The following is a 14345-nucleotide window of genomic DNA, read 5'->3' on the forward strand; positions in this document are numbered from 1 at the left end:
CCTGGTCCACATCGTCGAGCAGAACACCGCCAACTACCCGCACTACTGCGACACGGGCAAGCCCTACGGCTGCCCGGCGGGGCAGGCGGCGTACTACGGCCGGGGCCCGATCCAGCTCAGCTGGAACTTCAACTACAAGGCAGCCGGTGACGCCCTCGGCATCGACCTGCTCAACAACCCGTACCGGGTGGAGCGCGAGCCGGCCGTGGCCTGGATGACGGGCCTCTGGTACTGGAACACCCAGAACGGCCCCGGCACCATGACCCCGCACAACGCCATGGTCGACGGCGCAGGCTTCGGCCAGACCATCCGCTCCATCAACGGCTACCTGGAGTGCGACGGCAAGAACCCGGCCCAGGTCCAGAGCCGGGTGACCAAGTACCAGCAGTTCACCCAGATCCTGGGCGTGCCCGCGGGCAACAACCTCAGCTGCTGAGAAGCGTCCCGCGAACGGGGGGTGGCCGCCGGCGGGCGGCCACCCCCTTCGTCCTGTGCGGCCGCGCCCCCGCCGGGTGCGGGGCCTCGTGACTGGGCCATGCGGCTCTGGGGCAAGTGCCCTGGACCGGGGTCCTGCCGTTACGTCGGCATGTGGAACGGAAGCAGAAGAAGGCGTGCTGTCGGCGCGCTGCTGGTCGCGGGGGCACTGGCCCTCGGGGGCGGGCTCCAGCGGCCCGGGGAGGCCCGGGCCGGCGTCGAGCCGACGGTGGCCGTGTTCCAGGACGTGCTCGTACCGGCCGGGTACCGGGAGCTCCCGGGAGTGCGCGTACGGCTCTCGGCCCGGCCCGGACAGCGGTTCGTGGTGCACGCCGACCGGTTCTCGCTGCGCACCATGGAGCCCCTGACGGGCGCCGAGTACCTGGGGACGACGGCCGCGCTGTTCTGTCCCGGGCAACGACCGCCGAACGGGATGCACTCCGGCAACAACATCGTCCCCGTCCTCAACGAGACCCTGCGGCCCGCGCTGCGGTGGGTGTTCGAGGCACCGCACACCTCCGGCACGCAGGCGTACACCTGCACGGTGGCGGTGGCCTTCTACTCCAGCGACGCGCCCGCGGGGACGGACGTCCGGGCGAGCGCCGCGACCGGGCTCGTGCGGCTGCACGCCGAGAGCGCGTACACGGGAGTGGGCCGGTGGGTCCTGCCCGCGACGCTCGACCCCGTACAGGGGGCGTGGACGGTGATCCCGGCCGGCGGGACGGCCGAACCGCTCGCCCACCTCTACCGCCCCGTCACCGGACGGCCGGCTCTGGCCGTTCGCCAGGACGCCCAGCTGTCCACCTGCAAACGATCGACGCCCTACCGGGCGTGTCCGGTCGGCAGACACCAGTTCAGCTCCGTCGAGACCCGGGTCCACGCCCAGCCGGTCGACCCGGCCGGGGCGGACTGCGGTGCTCCCGTGGAAGGCCCCGTGAGCACCGCCCGGATCTCGGCGGCCGAGCACCACCGGACCATGTCGAATTCGCTGGAGCTCACCAAGTCGGACCTCCCGGCCGGGTGCGGGGACCTACGGCTGTCCCTGCGGGTGCGGGTCCTGGGCGGCGATCCCGTACTCGTCCACGGCGGGTACGCGTCGGCGGGGGAGGCGGCGACCGCCTACAGCCACGGGTACGCCTACGAGTACGAGCCGGACGGACCGGTCCTCAAGGACCAGGTCGCCTGGGCTGCTCCCGTGTCCCGATGACGACCGTCGCGTACAGGTCCTCGCAGGTCGTCAGGGCCGGGGTCAGCCCGTCCGCAGCGACGATCTCCATGGCCCGCGCCGCCTGGCGTTCGCTGGTCTCGAAGAGCAGCCGGCCGCCCGGCGCCAGCCAGCGCGTCGCCTCGGAGGTCACCCGCCGCAGGACGTCGAGCCCGTCCGCCCCGCCGTCGAGCGCCACCCTGGCCTCGTGGTCGCGGGCCTCGGGCGGCAGCAGCCCGACCTCCGCGGTGGGTACGTAGGGCACGTTGGCGAGCAGCACGTCGACGCGGCCCCGCAGCGCGTCCGGCAGCGGGTCGTACAGGTCGCCCTCGTAGACCTGGCCCCCGGCCGCCGCGACGTTGCGGCGGGCGCACCGCACGGCGGCCGGGTCGATGTCGGAGGCGTGCAGCTCGACCCGCTCCAGGGCCGCGCCCAGTGCCGCGCCCAGGGCGCCCGAGCCGCAGCACAGGTCGACGACGACGGCTCCGGGAGCGGCCAGGGCGGCGGCCCGGGAGACCAGGAACTCGGTGCGGCGGCGGGGTACGAAGACGCCCTCGTCCACGGCGATGCGCAGACCGTGGAACTCGGCCCAGCCGATGACGTGTTCGAGGGGGAGGCCGGCGGCGCGGCGCTCGACCATGGTGTCGAGCTCGTCCGGGGTGGGTGCGGCGGAGAGGAGCAGATCCGCCTCGTCCTCGGCGAAGACGCAACCGGCGGCGCGCAGCCGGCCGACGACGGAGGAGAGGAGAACAGGGGTGGGTGGGACAGACATGGGGACCTTCGGGATGCCTAGGGGCACTCCCGCGGTGAGAGCACCCAACCTGACCTGGCGTTGATGGGTCTCACCTCCTCGGTCGATCACCTGCTGGGGCGGATTACATTACCCCACGTCAAAGAGGCCGGGGCCGGGCCCGCTTGACGTCTGACGCCGGTTCCGGCGGTGCCTTCCGGCCCCCTTCACGGCCGTCCGGCGGGACCCTCGTCCCGCCGGCCCCGCTCGCCCGCGAGGGTGTCGAGCGCCCGCGAGAGCCGTTCCAGCACCCGGGCGGTCTCCGCGAACCCGTCCTCGCCCAGCTCGGCGGCGAGGCGGGCCGCCAGCTGCGCGTGGCCGGGCTCGATCTCGGCGACGGCCGCCCGCCCGGCTTCCGTGGGCGTGAGGAGCTTGGCCCTGCGGTGGGCCGGGTTCGGGGCGTACTCCGCGAGGCCACCGGCCACCAGCAGGTCGGCGACCCGCTGGACACCCTGCCGGGTCATGCCCATCGCGCGGGCGATCCCGGCCACGGGCAGCGGCTCGGTCAGTACGGCGCCGAGAACCTGCCACCAGGCCGCGGTGAGCCCGGCCGGCCGGGCCAGGTCCTCCGACGCGGCGAGGAACTGGCCGTTCAGCCGGAAGACGCCCAGCGCGGTACGGCTGAGCAGGTCCTGTTCCGCGCGGCTCATGAGTTCAGCACCTCGAAGGCGGCGGCGTCCGAGTCGTGGAACAGCCGGTACCAGGCGTCGAGCCTCTCGCCCTGGAACGCGCCCATCCGCCCCAGGACCTCACGGGCGAAGGCGACCGGCTCGGTGGGCCCGGCGGTGATCAGGTCGCCGTCGGTGACGGCGTCCGTGTCGATGTAGTGGTCCGCGCCCCGGTAACCGGTGGCCGCGAGGTAGAAGGAGACGGCGCTGGTGTGGTCGCGCTCGTCGAGCAGACCCTCGCGGGCCAGCCCGGCCGTGGCGCCGCAGATCGCGGCGACGGGCACCCGGGCTTCGAGGAACGCGCGGGCCGTGGCGGCGAAGGGCGCGAGGTCGTCGCCGGTGTCCCACAGGTCGGCGCCCGGGAGGATCAGCAGCGCGCTGTCCCCCGGGCGCAGGTCGGGGAGGGCGAGGTCCGGGGTGACGCGCAGCCCGCCGAGAGTGGTCACCGGCGCCCCGGTGGGGCCGACGGTCCTGATCTCGTACCCGCTCCGGGCCAGCCAGGCGGTGGTGTGTCCCGTCTCCCAGTCGGCCAGGGTGTCGTAGACGGCGAGATGAACGGTTTTGCGGGTGGTGGTGCCGGTCATGGTGGCCTCCGATGCCTGTACGCTCCGATGCGAGCTATGACAACATGCTGTCGCAATGACAGCATGTTGTCAATGCGCCCCGGGCTCCGCCCGGCCTGATCGACACGGCACCCCTCAGCCGAGCATCTCGTCCTCGTCGAAGCCGAGGTCGTCCTCGATGCCCAGCTCCACGGCCGCGTGCCAGCGCAGCGGGTCCGGGTACGCGCCCGTCGCCACGGCGCGCAGGGCCGCGTTCGCCTCCTCGGTGCCGATCTCGCCCAGCGACTCGACGCACTTCACGCAGAGCGGGAAGTACGGCGCGTCCGTCTCCCCGCGGGAGTCGATCAGCCCGGCCAGCGCCGGGACGGCCGCGGCCGCCCGGACCTGGCCCGCGATGTCGACCAGGTCCTCCAGGACCGCCCCCGCCTCGCCGGACGCGATGACGGGAGCGAGGAGCTCTCCGAGGCCCCGCGGGTGCAGCTCGGCGGCCAGCGCCGCCAAGCGGCCGAACCGGGTCCACTCGCCGCGGGCCGCACAGACGCCCAGCCAGTCCAGGACGGCCGGCGAGGCCGCCAGGGGTTCGGCCCGCGCCACGGCGGCGGCCTTCTCGGCGCCGATGTAACCGCCCTTCAGCAGGGAGTCGACGCGGTGAATGGTGTTGTCGTCCGTCATGCGGTTGCTCACTCGTCCAGGGGGAGGGGCTTGTGGCTCATGCCCTTGATTCTTGAGTTGAAGACGTCGGCGGATTCGGCGCGCAGGCCGAAGTTGAGTCCGCCGCGCTCCATCTTGACGTGCACGAACTTGTCGCTGTCGCCGATCTCGTCGAGATCGATGCCGAACTCCTCCTTGATGGCGTCCTTGTTGTCGCCGGAGCCCCGGCCGTTGCCGATCAGGGCGTCCCGGGTGCCCGGCTCCATCTCGTAGCGCACGAAGTGGGTGTACTTGTCCGCGTTGCGGCCGCCCTTGCGGGTGGTCCGTTCCGCGATGCCGACGACGTACTCCTTCTCCTGCGTCACGAAGTTCTCGCCGCGCGGGGTGATCTCACCGTTCGGCCCCAGCTTCTTGAACTCCTTGGCGCCCATCACGCGGTAGAAGACCTCGTACGGCGCGAGGCCCAGCGGGTCGGCCCAGGTGAGCGGGTTGTGGACGTAGGCGACCGGGTTGGGCGCCGCGGCCAGTCCGAGCGGATCGGGGGAGAGGTAGCGCGCGGTGGCCGGGTCGTAGTGGCGGAAGTAGTTGTAGTGGAGCCCGGTCTCCGGGTCGTAGTACTGCCCCGGGAAGCGCAGCGGGGTGTACGCGGTGGTGCCCCTGGGCCAGGTGGTGGTGCCCCACACGGTCGTCCGGGCCCGCCAGGCGATCCCGCCGTCCTGGTCGACGAGTTCCGTCGGCGCCCCGGAGAGGTCCGTCACGATCGCGAAGAACCTGCGGTCGATCTCCTCCTGGGCCGCGTCGGCGGAGAGGATGCGCTCGGTCTGGGCCAGCGGCCGGAGCCCGTCGTGGTCCCAGGTGAGGCTGACCGGGTGGGCGACCCCGGGCGCCCGTGTGGTCTGCTCGCAGAGCGTCGTACCGTCCCAGGTGAAGTCCACCTGTTCCCGCACCCGGCCGTCGGCGTCCAGGCGCTGCTTCGCGCTGCGGCGGCCGAGCGGGTCGTAGCGGTAGCGCCACACGGTGCCGTCGGGCGTGGTGACGGCGGTCAGCCGGTCCTCGGCGTCCCAGGTGTACGCCCAGCTGTCGAAACCGCCCGACAGCCGCTTGGCACGGCGCAGGACCGTGCGGCCGGCGGCGTCGTAGGCGTACCGGACCCGGCCCGCCGAGGTCACCCGCGTACCGGAGTACTCGCGCGGGCCGGTGGCCTCGGCACCCGCGTGGGCGGCGGGCCACTCGGCGGACGTCTGGTTGCCGGCGTCGTCGTAGGCGTAGCTCTCCGACCACCCGTCGGCGCTCACCGCGGTGACGCGGCCCGCCGGGTCGAGACCGAAGCTGCGCGTCCCGGCGTGCTCGTCACGCACCTGCGCCAGCAGGCCGTCCGCGCGGAAGGTGTACGCGCGCCGCCGCACGGTCCGCTCCCCGGCGGTGAGGTGCTGGCCGGTGAGGCGCCCGAGGTCGTCGAAGGTGTGGGCCAGGCTGAGGTTCTCGCCGAAGTGCCGGGCCAGCTCCCGTCCGGCCGGGTCGTGCTCGAAGGTGATGCCGTGCCCGCACGAGGACAGCGCGGTGCGGTTGCCGGCGCTGTCGTACGCGAACGTCGAGACGGCTCCCGTCGGCGTGGTGCGCCGCACACGGCGGCCCAGCGCGTCGTACGCGTGGGTGAGGGTGCGCCCGTCGACGGTCTCGGAGACCACCCGCCCGAGCACGTCGTGCTCCCAGGAGGCCTCCGAATCGGGCCCGGTCGCCCGTACGAGCCGCCCGGAGGGGTCGTAGGCGTAGGTCGTGACGGCGCCCGCCGCGTCCTTGCGCACGACATGGCCGAGCGGGGACCGCTCGTAGCGCGTGGTGTCGCCGAGCGGGCCGGTCCGGGCGGCGAGACGGCCGGTCGCGTCGTAGGAGTAGCCGAGGACACGCCGGTCGAAGTCGGTCTCCGAGATCAGGTCGCCCACCGCGTCATAGGTGTAACGCCAGGTCAGCCCCTGTGGGTTGGTGACCTCGGTGAGCCGGAGCTCGGTGTCGTGGGTGAAGGTGTGGCGGGTGCCGTCGGGGGCGACCCGCGCGGCCAGCAGGTCGAAGTGGGTGTACTCGAAGCGGGTGGTGGCGCCGGTGGCGTCGGTGTGCCGGACGCAGTTGCCCTCGCCGTCGTACGCCCAGCTCTCCTCGCCGCCGTCCGGGCCCGTCCTGCGCAGCAGCCGGTCCTCGGTCGACCAGGTGAGCCGGGTGACGGCGCCGAGCGGCCCGGTGATCTCGACGGGACGGCCGAACGCGTCCCGTACGAAACGGGTGACGGCGCCCGCCGGGTCGGTGAACTCGACGGGGAGCCCCGCCCGGTCGCAGCGGATCCGGGTCTCCTGGCCCAGGGCGTCGACCACCCCGGTGAGGTGGCCCGACGCGTCACGCGCGTAGCGGGTCGTGGCACCGGACGGGTCGGTGAACGCGGTGCGATGGCCACGCTCGTCGAAGGTCTGCCGCCAGACGGAGCCGTCGCGGCCCGTCAGTTCGGTGGGCAGGCCGAGCGCGTTGTACACGGCGGTGGAGACGAGCCCGTCGGGGTGGGAGACCGTGACCGGGTTCGCCGCGTCGTCGTAGTGGATCCGCAGGGTGTGGCCCAGGGCGTCCGTGCGGGCCAGCAGGTTGTCCCGGCGGTCCCAGGACCGGTGGACGGTGTGCCCGTGCGGGTCGGTCTCGGCGACGATCTGGTACCGCTCGTTGAGCTGGAAGACGCGGGTCGCGCCGGTGGAGTCGGTGAAGTGGGTGCGCCGGGCCTCGGTGTCGTAGCGGAAGGAGGCGGTGAGGATGCCGTCGGGACCGACCGTGCGGGCGGCCCGGCCCTGCCCGTCGTACTCGTACCGGTAGGCGGAACCGTTGCGGTCCGTCCACGAGGTGATGCGGCCCTCGGGGTCGTAGGTGAAGCGCAGCGGCAGCCCGGACGAGTTGACCACCTCGGTCAGATGGCCCTGTTCGTCGTGGCCGTAGCCGGCCACCGGCACGGAACCGTCGGGCGTGCGCAGGGCGATACCGGTGACCCGCCCCTTCTCGCGGTCCCCGGTGACGGTCACCTCGTAGCCGCCCGTGTGGACCACGGAGACGGGCATGCCGTCCGCCGCGCGGACGATCTCGACCCGGTTGCCGCTGCGGTCCTCGACGGCCCACAGCCAGTAGCGCAGCGTCTCGTGGGGGTGGGCGGGGGAGAAGCGGCGGGTCAGGCCGGTGGCCGGGTCGGTGACCGAGAACTCCAGCTCCCCGTCGGGTGCCTGGTGGCGGGCCAGGCGCAGGTCATGGCCCTCGACGGGGGAGACCTCCGGTCGCGCGGCGGTCGGCAGCGCGGGGTAGACGAGCAGGGAGCCGTCCTCCCGGGCCCAGACCGCGCCGCCGGACAGGTCCAGCTCGACCCGCTCGTCGAGGGTGGAGGCCCAGCTGCGCCCGAACCACTGGCCGTAGCGGTACTCCGACAGATGGGTGCGGCGCAAGGCCCACGGGAGCGTGCCGGGCAGCTGGAGATCGGTCTGCGGCAGCAGCACCTCGCCGGTGGCCACGTCCACCGGGTCGCCCACACACGTGGTGTTGGACAGCGCCACGCTGTTGAGACGGGTGTTGTTCCGGGCGCCGGAGAGCCCGTCGGGGCCCTTGCCCCTGCTCTGCGGGCCTCCGCCCCTGTTCCCGCCGTGTCCGTCGTCGTCCTTCTTGTTCTCCTTGGCGAGGCGGGCGCGGATGTCGTCGTCGTTGTCCTTGTGGTCCTTGGAGATCTGTTTGACGGCCTTGGGGAGGGTCTTGCCGACGTGGTCGCCCATGGTCCTGGTGGATTTGACGAGGGCGGCCATGGCCTTCTCGATGACGGGGTCGAGGGCGTCGGCGATCTCGTCGCGGCCCTTGTTGCGGCCCTGGTGGGACTTGGCCCTGGTGAGTTTGCCGGTGGTCTTGCCGTGGATGGCGATGCTGACGCCGTTGAGCTGGGTGCCGGCGTGGTCGTGCTCGGCGTGCTCGATGTGGAAGCCCTTGCCGCCGCCCTTGCCGCCACCGCCACCGCCCGCGCCGGTGCCTGCGGAGGCGAGGTGCATGGAGTCCTTGGAGGTCTGGACGCCCTCTTTGAAGCCGTCCTTGCCGGCCTGTGCGGCCTGGTCGACGTCGACGCCGTCCTGGAGGCCCATGGCGGTGGCACCGAGCTGGACGACGAGGTCGGCGGCCAGGTTCTCCAGGGCGGCGACGGCGGGTTCGGTCATCGCGGTGACGATGTGGGCGACGGCCTCTTCCATGGCCTCGGTGATCAGGCGCAGGAGGGTCTTCTTGGTGAACGCGACGGCGCCCGCGCCCAGGAGGGCGGACAGGCCGCCGGTGACGGGGATCAGGGCGAGCGCCAGGCCGGTCTGTCCGGCCAGGATGCCCAGCTCGACGACGGCCTTGGTCTTCATGGTCTCGATGGCGGTGACGGCCAGGTCGAGTGCTCCGGCGATGGTGCGGGCGGCCGAGGCGATGTCCTTGATGTGTTTGCCCTTGACCTTGCCCCAGTGCTCGTTCAGGGCGTCGAGGGCCTCGCCGTGGCCCGAGGACAGCAGGCGCTGGACGTGGTTGTTGGCCAGCTGGCCGTCGTCCTCCAGGTCGTCGGCGAACTCCCGCAGGGTGTCCGCCATGTCCTGGTAGGCGTCCTCGTCCACATTCGGCCAGTTCACCCCGACCACGTCCAGCAGTGTGTCCGCCCAGTCGGGCAATGTCACAGCCATCTCGCCAAACCCCCGTTTGCGCTCTGTGCAAAGCAAAGATCATCAGGTTAATGGCGGAGGCTTCCTCCGGACGCCGCGTTCGCCCTCCCGCTTCACGCCCTCCGTTCTCCTCCCTGGCGCCCGCGCCGGACCCCCGCCCCCCGCGTGCGGGTCTTCCGCCGTCGTGTGTGCGGGGGCTCTTTCGCCCGCTGTCCCGCCCCTGGCCTCGGGCCCCCGCCGGGCCCCCGCCCTCGGGCCCTCGTGCCCGCGCGCCGGGGCACGGCCCCGCGCGTCCCGGACCGCGTCGTGAGCCCGTCGCGATGCCGGCCCCGACACCATGCCGACCGATGAGGCCCACGCCATACAGGATGGCCATGTCGGCGACCGCCCGGGCCTCCCTACCCTGGGCCGCATGACCCCTCATGCCGATCCTCAGGCCGGCGCCGCAGTCAAGGCCGCCGACCGTGCGCACGTGTTCCACTCCTGGGCCGCCCAGGAACTGATCGACCCGCTCGCCGTCGCCGGCGCCGAGGGGGCGTACTTCTGGGACTACGACGGCAACCGCTACCTCGACTTCACCAGCGGCCTCGTCTACACCAACATCGGGTACCAGCACCCCAAGGTGGTCGCCGCCATTCAGGAGCAGGCGGCGAAGATGACGACCTTCGCGCCGGCGTTCGCCATCGACGTCCGTTCCGAGGCCGCGCGCCTCATCGCCGAGCGGACCCCCGGCGACCTGGACAAGATCTTCTTCACCAACGGCGGCGCCGAGGCCGTCGAGAACGCCATCCGGATGGCCCGGCTGCACACCGGCCGCCCGAAGGTGCTCAGCGCCTACCGCTCCTACCACGGCGCCACGTCCACCGCGATCAACCTCACGGGCGACCCCCGCCGCTGGGCCTCCGACACGGCGTCCGCCGGTGTGGTCCACTTCTGGGCGCCGTTCCTCTACCGTTCGCCGTTCTACGCGACGACGGAGGCCGAGGAGTGCGCGCGGGCCCTTCAGCACCTTGAGGACACGATCGCCTTCGAGGGGCCGGGGACCGTCGCCGCGATCATCCTGGAGACCGTGCCGGGCACGGCCGGGATCATGCCGCCGCCGCCCGGCTACCTCGCCGGGGTGCGCGAGATCTGCGACCGGTACGGCATCGTCTTCGTCCTCGACGAGGTCATGGCGGGCTTCGGCCGCACCGGCGCGTGGTTCGCCGCCGAGCACTTCGACGTCGTCCCCGACCTGCTCACCTTCGCGAAGGGGGTCAACTCCGGTTACGTACCGCTGGGCGGTGTCGCCATCTCCGGGGCGATCGCCGAGACCTTCGCCAGGCGCCCCTACCCCGGTGGCCTCACCTACTCCGGGCATCCGCTCGCCTGCGCCGCCGCCGTCGCCACCCTCCGGGTCATGGCCGACGAGAAGGTCGTCGAGCGGGCCGCCCACCTCGGCGAGCACATCCTCGGCCCCGGCCTGCGCGAGCTCGCCGAACGCCACCCCTCCGTCGGCGAGGTGCGCGGCCTGGGCGCCTTCTGGGCCCTGGACCTGGTGCGCGACCCCGGGACCCGCGAGCCGCTCGTCCCGTACAACGCGGCGGGCGAGGCGAACGCCCCGATGGCCGCCTTCGGCGCGGCCTGCAAGAAGAACGGCCTGTGGCCCTTCATCAACATGAACCGCACCCACGCCGTGCCCGCCTGCAACGTCTCGGACGAGGAGGCCAAGGAGGGGCTCGCCGCGCTCGACGCGGCGCTGTCCGTGGCCGACGAGCACACGGTGTCCTGAAACCCCGGACCCGGCCCCCGGGCGTCCACGGCGCCGTGGACGCCCGGCGGCCGGGTGCCCCGCGCCGTCCCGGCGTCCTGCCGTCCTGCCGTCCCGGTCTCCCCGGCCCACGATCCCGGCGATGGTCCCCGTCGGCTGGCTTAAGGTGTCCGGAACCGGACAGAGGGGGCCCAGGACCATGCCCGCGAGCGGAGCTGTGACCCGCAACACCCTGCGGCAGCAGATCGCGGACGCGCTCCGTGACGAGGTGCTGGCTGGGCGTTTGCAGCCCGGTGAGGAATTCACCGTCAAGCAGATCGCCGAGCAGTACGGCGTCTCGGCCACCCCCGTGCGCGAGGCGCTCGTCGACCTGTGCGCCCAGGGCCTGCTCGACTCCGACCAGCACAAGGGATTCCGGGTCCACCGGTTCTCCGTGGACGACTACCGGGGCATGGTCGAGGCCCGCTCGCTCGTCGTGGACGGCGTGTTCCAGCGGCTGGCCGGCCGGACCGTGCCCGTGCGCGGTGTCCACCGCCCCGTCGTCGCCCCCCGGACCCCCGAGTCCCCCACCGGGACAGACGTACCCGCCGGGACCAGTACCCCCGCCGGGACCAGTACCCCCGCCGGGACCAGTGCGCCCGGCGTTACCTGGGAGCTGAACGTGCAGGGCGTGCACGGGGCGCCGCTGGTGTCGATACGGCGCCGGGCCGAGGAGGCCGCGCGCGCCGCGCGCGCCGGGGACCTGGACATCCTCATCGGTTACGACCTGCGGTTCTGGCGGGAGCTCGGCGGCTTCGTCGCCAACCGCTACATCGCCGAGTTCATGCACCGGCTGCGCGTCCAGGCATGGGTGTTCGCCGTCCCGCACCTGCGGGCCGACCGCAGGCCAGGCGACTGGCTGTGGAGCGGCCACGAGGAACTGGTCGACGCGATCACGCTGGCCGATCCCGACGCGGTGATCGCGGTGATCGACGCCTACAACGCGCACGCGCTGAGATGGGCCGACCACGTGGAGCGGCGGCAGCGGTGACCGCGCTGTCGGTCGTCGTCCCCGCGTACGACGAGGAGGAGCGGCTGCGGCCGACCCTCGAAGCGATCCGCGCCCACCTGTGCGCCGACCCCGGCCGCTGGGACGGCTGGGAGGTGATCGTCGTCGACGACGGGTCGACCGACGGCACGGCGCGCATCGCGCGCGAGGCGGCCGCCGACGACCCCCGCGTCCGGCTGGTGACCAGCCCCTCGAACCGTGGCAAGGGCAACGCCCTGCGGATCGGCGTCCTCGCCTCGCGCGGCCGCCGCGTCCTGGTCACCGACGCCGACCAGGCCACCCCGGTCGAGGAGCTGGACCGGCTGGACGAGGAGATGACGGCGCGGGACGCGGCGGCGGCGATCGGCTCACGCGCCCACCCCGACTCCCGCATCGAGGTCCGTCAGCGGCGGCTGCGGGAGTGGCTCGGCCGCTCGGGGAACCGGCTCATACGCGCGGTCGCGGTGCCCGGCGTCCAGGACACCCAGTGCGGCTTCAAGCTGTTCGACGGGGACAAGGCACGGGCCGCTTTCGCGGACTCCCGGCTGAACGGCTGGGGCATCGACGTCGAGGTCCTGCGCCATTTCCGGCGGGCGGGGTGGCCGGTGTCCGAGGTGCCGGTGCGCTGGGCCCACCAGGACGGTTCCAAGGTCCGCCCGCTCGACTACGCGCGGATGCTCGGCGAGCTCGCCCTGCTGCGGATCCGGTCCGTCCGGCCCGCGGACCTGGTGGTCGTCGGGGTCTACGCCCTCGCCTCCCTGCTGCTCTACAAGGGGCTCTGGGCGGACCTGGACCGGGCCTACCTCGCCGACGCGGGCCAGGACCAGAACCAGTGGGAGTGGTTCTTCGCGGTCACCGCCGACAACGTCGTCCACCTGCGCAACCCGCTCTTCACGACCGCCCAGAACCATCCCGACGGCGTCAACCTGATGGCCAACACCGTCATGCTGGGCGTCTCCGTGCCCTTCACGCCCGTCACGCTCGCCCTCGGTCCCACCGTCACCTGGGCGCTGGTGCTGACGGTGGGCCTGACCGCGACGGCCTGCTCCTGGTACTGGCTGCTGGCCCGGCGGGTGGTGCGCCGCAGGGCGGCCGCCGCCGTCGGGGCCGCCCTGGCCGCGTTCGCGCCGCCGATGATCTCCCACGGCAACGCCCACCCCAACTTCCTGCTGCTCTTCATGATCCCGTTGCTCATCGACCGGGCGCTGCGGCTGTGCGAGGGCCGTGCGGTGGTACGGGACGGGGTGCTGCTCGGGCTCTTCGCGGCCTACCAGATCTTCCTCGGCGAGGAGGCGCTGCTGCTCGCCGTGGTGGGCATGACGCTCTTCGCCTTCTTCCACGCGCTCTTCCGCCGCGATGTGGCGCGAGCGGCGTGGCGTCCGCTGCTGAAGGGTCTCGGCATCGCGGCGGCCGTCTGCCTGCCGCTCGTCGCCTTCCCGCTGTACTGGCAGTTCTTCGGCCCGCAGAGCTACCACAGCGTGCTGCACGGTCCCCACGCCGGCAACAGCCCGCTCGCGTTCCTGGAGTTCTCCGGCCGCTCGCTCCTGGGCGACGACGCGCGGGCCGACCGGCTGGCCCTCAACCGGACCGAGCAGAACGCCTTCTACGGCTGGCCCCTCACCGCGCTCACCTTCGCCGTCGTCCTGCGCCTGTGGCGCCTGCCGCTGGTGAAGGCGCTGACGTGCGCCCTGCTGGCCGCCGCCTGGCTCTCGCTGGGGCGGCGCGTGCGCGTCCCGTTCACCGAGGTGGTCCTCCCCGGCCCGTGGCGGCTGCTGGCCGACCGGCCGCTGTTCGAGTCGGTCATCGAGTCGCGGGTGGCGATGGTCTGCGCACCGCTGCTCGGCGTGCTGGTCGCGCTGGCGGTGGACCGCCTGGCGGCGTCCCGTTCGCGCACGAACCGGCTCGTGGGCCTGGCGGCGGTGGCGGCCTCCCTGGTGCCGGTCCTGCCGACCCCCTATCCGGTACGGGAGCGGCCGCCCGTCCCGGGCTTCGTCGCGTACGAGACCTACCGCAGGTACCTGGGGCCGGGGGAGTCGCTGGTCCCGGTCCCCGTGCCGGACCCGGGGAGCGCCGACGCCCTGCACTGGCAGACGACGTCCGGCTTCGGCTTCCCGCTGCCCGGCGGCTACTTCAACGGGCCGTACGGCGAGGACCGCACCGGCATCTACGGCGCCCCGCCCCGGTTCGCCTCCAGCCTGCTGCGCGATGTGAGCCGTACCGGCACCGTCTACGACCTGGAACCCCGGTGGCAGGAGGAGTGGCGCAGGGATCTGGACCACTGGCGGGCGGGGGTCCTCGTCATGGAACCCCAGTACCACCAGGCGGCGCTTTACGAGACCGTGTCCAAGCTGGTGGGGCGGCCCGGTGAGCGGATCGGCGGTGTGTGGGTATGGGACCTGCACTGACCCCACCGCCGGTCCCACCGCCGGCCCGACCGCCTGCCCACCCCTCGACCCGCCCCACGAGCCCTTCCTCGACCCCTCCCTCGACCCGGCCGCCGACCGAACCGGAGCACCGGCCTCATCGC

General features: G+C 73.0%; 10 protein-coding genes. 5 read left to right on the plus strand and 5 right to left on the minus strand.

What is annotated here, in order from left to right; all coding sequences use genetic code 11:
* Together PUR26_RS30560 and PUR26_RS30565 are read left to right on the plus strand one after the other, a co-directional pair.
* The coding region (locus PUR26_RS30560; RefSeq protein WP_329877409.1) for a chitinase at window positions 1-436 on the plus strand (436 nt) is incomplete at its 5' end.
* Window positions 437-586: 150 nt separating this feature from the next.
* Window positions 587-1681 (plus strand): hypothetical protein, encoded by a 1095-nt coding sequence (locus tag PUR26_RS30565; RefSeq protein WP_329877411.1) that lies wholly within the window; start codon window positions 587-589, stop codon window positions 1679-1681.
* Here the strand turns inward: PUR26_RS30565 and PUR26_RS30570 are convergent.
* The 5 genes from PUR26_RS30570 to PUR26_RS30590 all read right to left on the minus strand — a co-directional run bounded on the left by PUR26_RS30570 (window position 1641) and on the right by PUR26_RS30590 (window position 9062).
* The gene (locus PUR26_RS30570) at window positions 1641-2450 is read right to left on the minus strand and encodes a putative protein N(5)-glutamine methyltransferase (RefSeq protein ID WP_329877413.1); all 810 of its coding nucleotides are present in this window, start codon (window positions 2448-2450) and stop codon (window positions 1641-1643) included. The two genes, PUR26_RS30565 and PUR26_RS30570, sit on opposite strands and share 41 nt — an antisense overlap.
* 185 nt (window positions 2451-2635) lie before the next feature.
* Complete coding sequence (locus tag PUR26_RS30575) at window positions 2636-3118, minus strand: MarR family winged helix-turn-helix transcriptional regulator (protein WP_329877415.1); 483 nt, start codon at window positions 3116-3118, stop codon at window positions 2636-2638.
* Window positions 3115-3720, minus strand: coding sequence for a DJ-1/PfpI family protein (locus tag PUR26_RS30580; RefSeq protein WP_329877417.1), 606 nt, complete (start codon window positions 3718-3720; stop codon window positions 3115-3117). The genes PUR26_RS30575 and PUR26_RS30580 overlap by 4 nt, the downstream gene beginning before the upstream one ends.
* A 114-nt stretch (window positions 3721-3834) precedes the next feature.
* Window positions 3835-4371 (minus strand): hypothetical protein, encoded by a 537-nt coding sequence (locus tag PUR26_RS30585; RefSeq protein WP_329877419.1) that lies wholly within the window; start codon window positions 4369-4371, stop codon window positions 3835-3837.
* An 8-nt stretch (window positions 4372-4379) separates the two neighbouring features.
* Entirely contained in the window at window positions 4380-9062 is a 4683-nt protein-coding gene (locus PUR26_RS30590; RefSeq protein WP_329877421.1) for an RHS repeat-associated core domain-containing protein, read from the minus strand.
* 391 nt (window positions 9063-9453) lie between these two features.
* Here PUR26_RS30590 and PUR26_RS30595 point away from each other — a divergent pair, with 391 nt between their 5' ends.
* The 3 genes from PUR26_RS30595 (at window position 9454) to PUR26_RS30605 (ending at window position 14223) form a co-directional block, all read left to right on the plus strand.
* Window positions 9454-10812, plus strand: coding sequence for an aspartate aminotransferase family protein (locus tag PUR26_RS30595; protein WP_329877423.1), 1359 nt, complete (start codon window positions 9454-9456; stop codon window positions 10810-10812).
* 178 nt (window positions 10813-10990) lie between these two features.
* Window positions 10991-11821 carry a GntR family transcriptional regulator gene (locus PUR26_RS30600; RefSeq protein ID WP_329877425.1) on the plus strand — a complete coding sequence of 277 codons (831 nt, stop codon included), beginning with the start codon at window positions 10991-10993 and terminating at the stop codon, window positions 11819-11821.
* Window positions 11788-14223, plus strand: a complete 2436-nt coding sequence (locus PUR26_RS30605; protein ID WP_329877427.1) for a dolichyl-phosphate beta-glucosyltransferase — start codon at window positions 11788-11790, stop codon at window positions 14221-14223. Before PUR26_RS30600 ends, PUR26_RS30605 begins: the two co-directional genes overlap by 34 nt.
* Window positions 14224-14345: the final 122 nt, after the last annotated feature.

Source organism: Streptomyces sp. SP18CS02, assembly GCF_036322365.1.
In the GTDB taxonomy this organism is placed as follows: domain Bacteria; phylum Actinomycetota; class Actinomycetes; order Streptomycetales; family Streptomycetaceae; genus Streptomyces.

What these genes read in the sequence shown, in the direction of transcription:
- PUR26_RS30595 (WP_329877423.1), top strand. Translation starts at nt 9,454, where the DNA reads ATGACCCCTCATGCCGATCCTCAGGCCGGCGCCGCAGTCAAGGCCGCC.
- PUR26_RS30600 (WP_329877425.1), top strand. Translation starts at nt 10,991, where the DNA reads ATGCCCGCGAGCGGAGCTGTGACCCGCAACACCCTGCGGCAGCAGATC.
- PUR26_RS30570 (WP_329877413.1), bottom strand. Translation starts at nt 2,450, where the DNA reads ATGTCTGTCCCACCCACCCCTGTTCTCCTCTCCTCCGTCGTCGGCCGG.
- PUR26_RS30580 (WP_329877417.1), bottom strand. Translation starts at nt 3,720, where the DNA reads ATGACCGGCACCACCACCCGCAAAACCGTTCATCTCGCCGTCTACGAC.
- PUR26_RS30565 (WP_329877411.1), top strand. Translation starts at nt 587, where the DNA reads ATGTGGAACGGAAGCAGAAGAAGGCGTGCTGTCGGCGCGCTGCTGGTC.
- PUR26_RS30575 (WP_329877415.1), bottom strand. Translation starts at nt 3,118, where the DNA reads ATGAGCCGCGCGGAACAGGACCTGCTCAGCCGTACCGCGCTGGGCGTC.
- PUR26_RS30585 (WP_329877419.1), bottom strand. Translation starts at nt 4,371, where the DNA reads ATGACGGACGACAACACCATTCACCGCGTCGACTCCCTGCTGAAGGGC.
- PUR26_RS30590 (WP_329877421.1), bottom strand. Translation starts at nt 9,062, where the DNA reads ATGGCTGTGACATTGCCCGACTGGGCGGACACACTGCTGGACGTGGTC.
- PUR26_RS30605 (WP_329877427.1), top strand. Translation starts at nt 11,788, where the DNA reads ATGGGCCGACCACGTGGAGCGGCGGCAGCGGTGACCGCGCTGTCGGTC.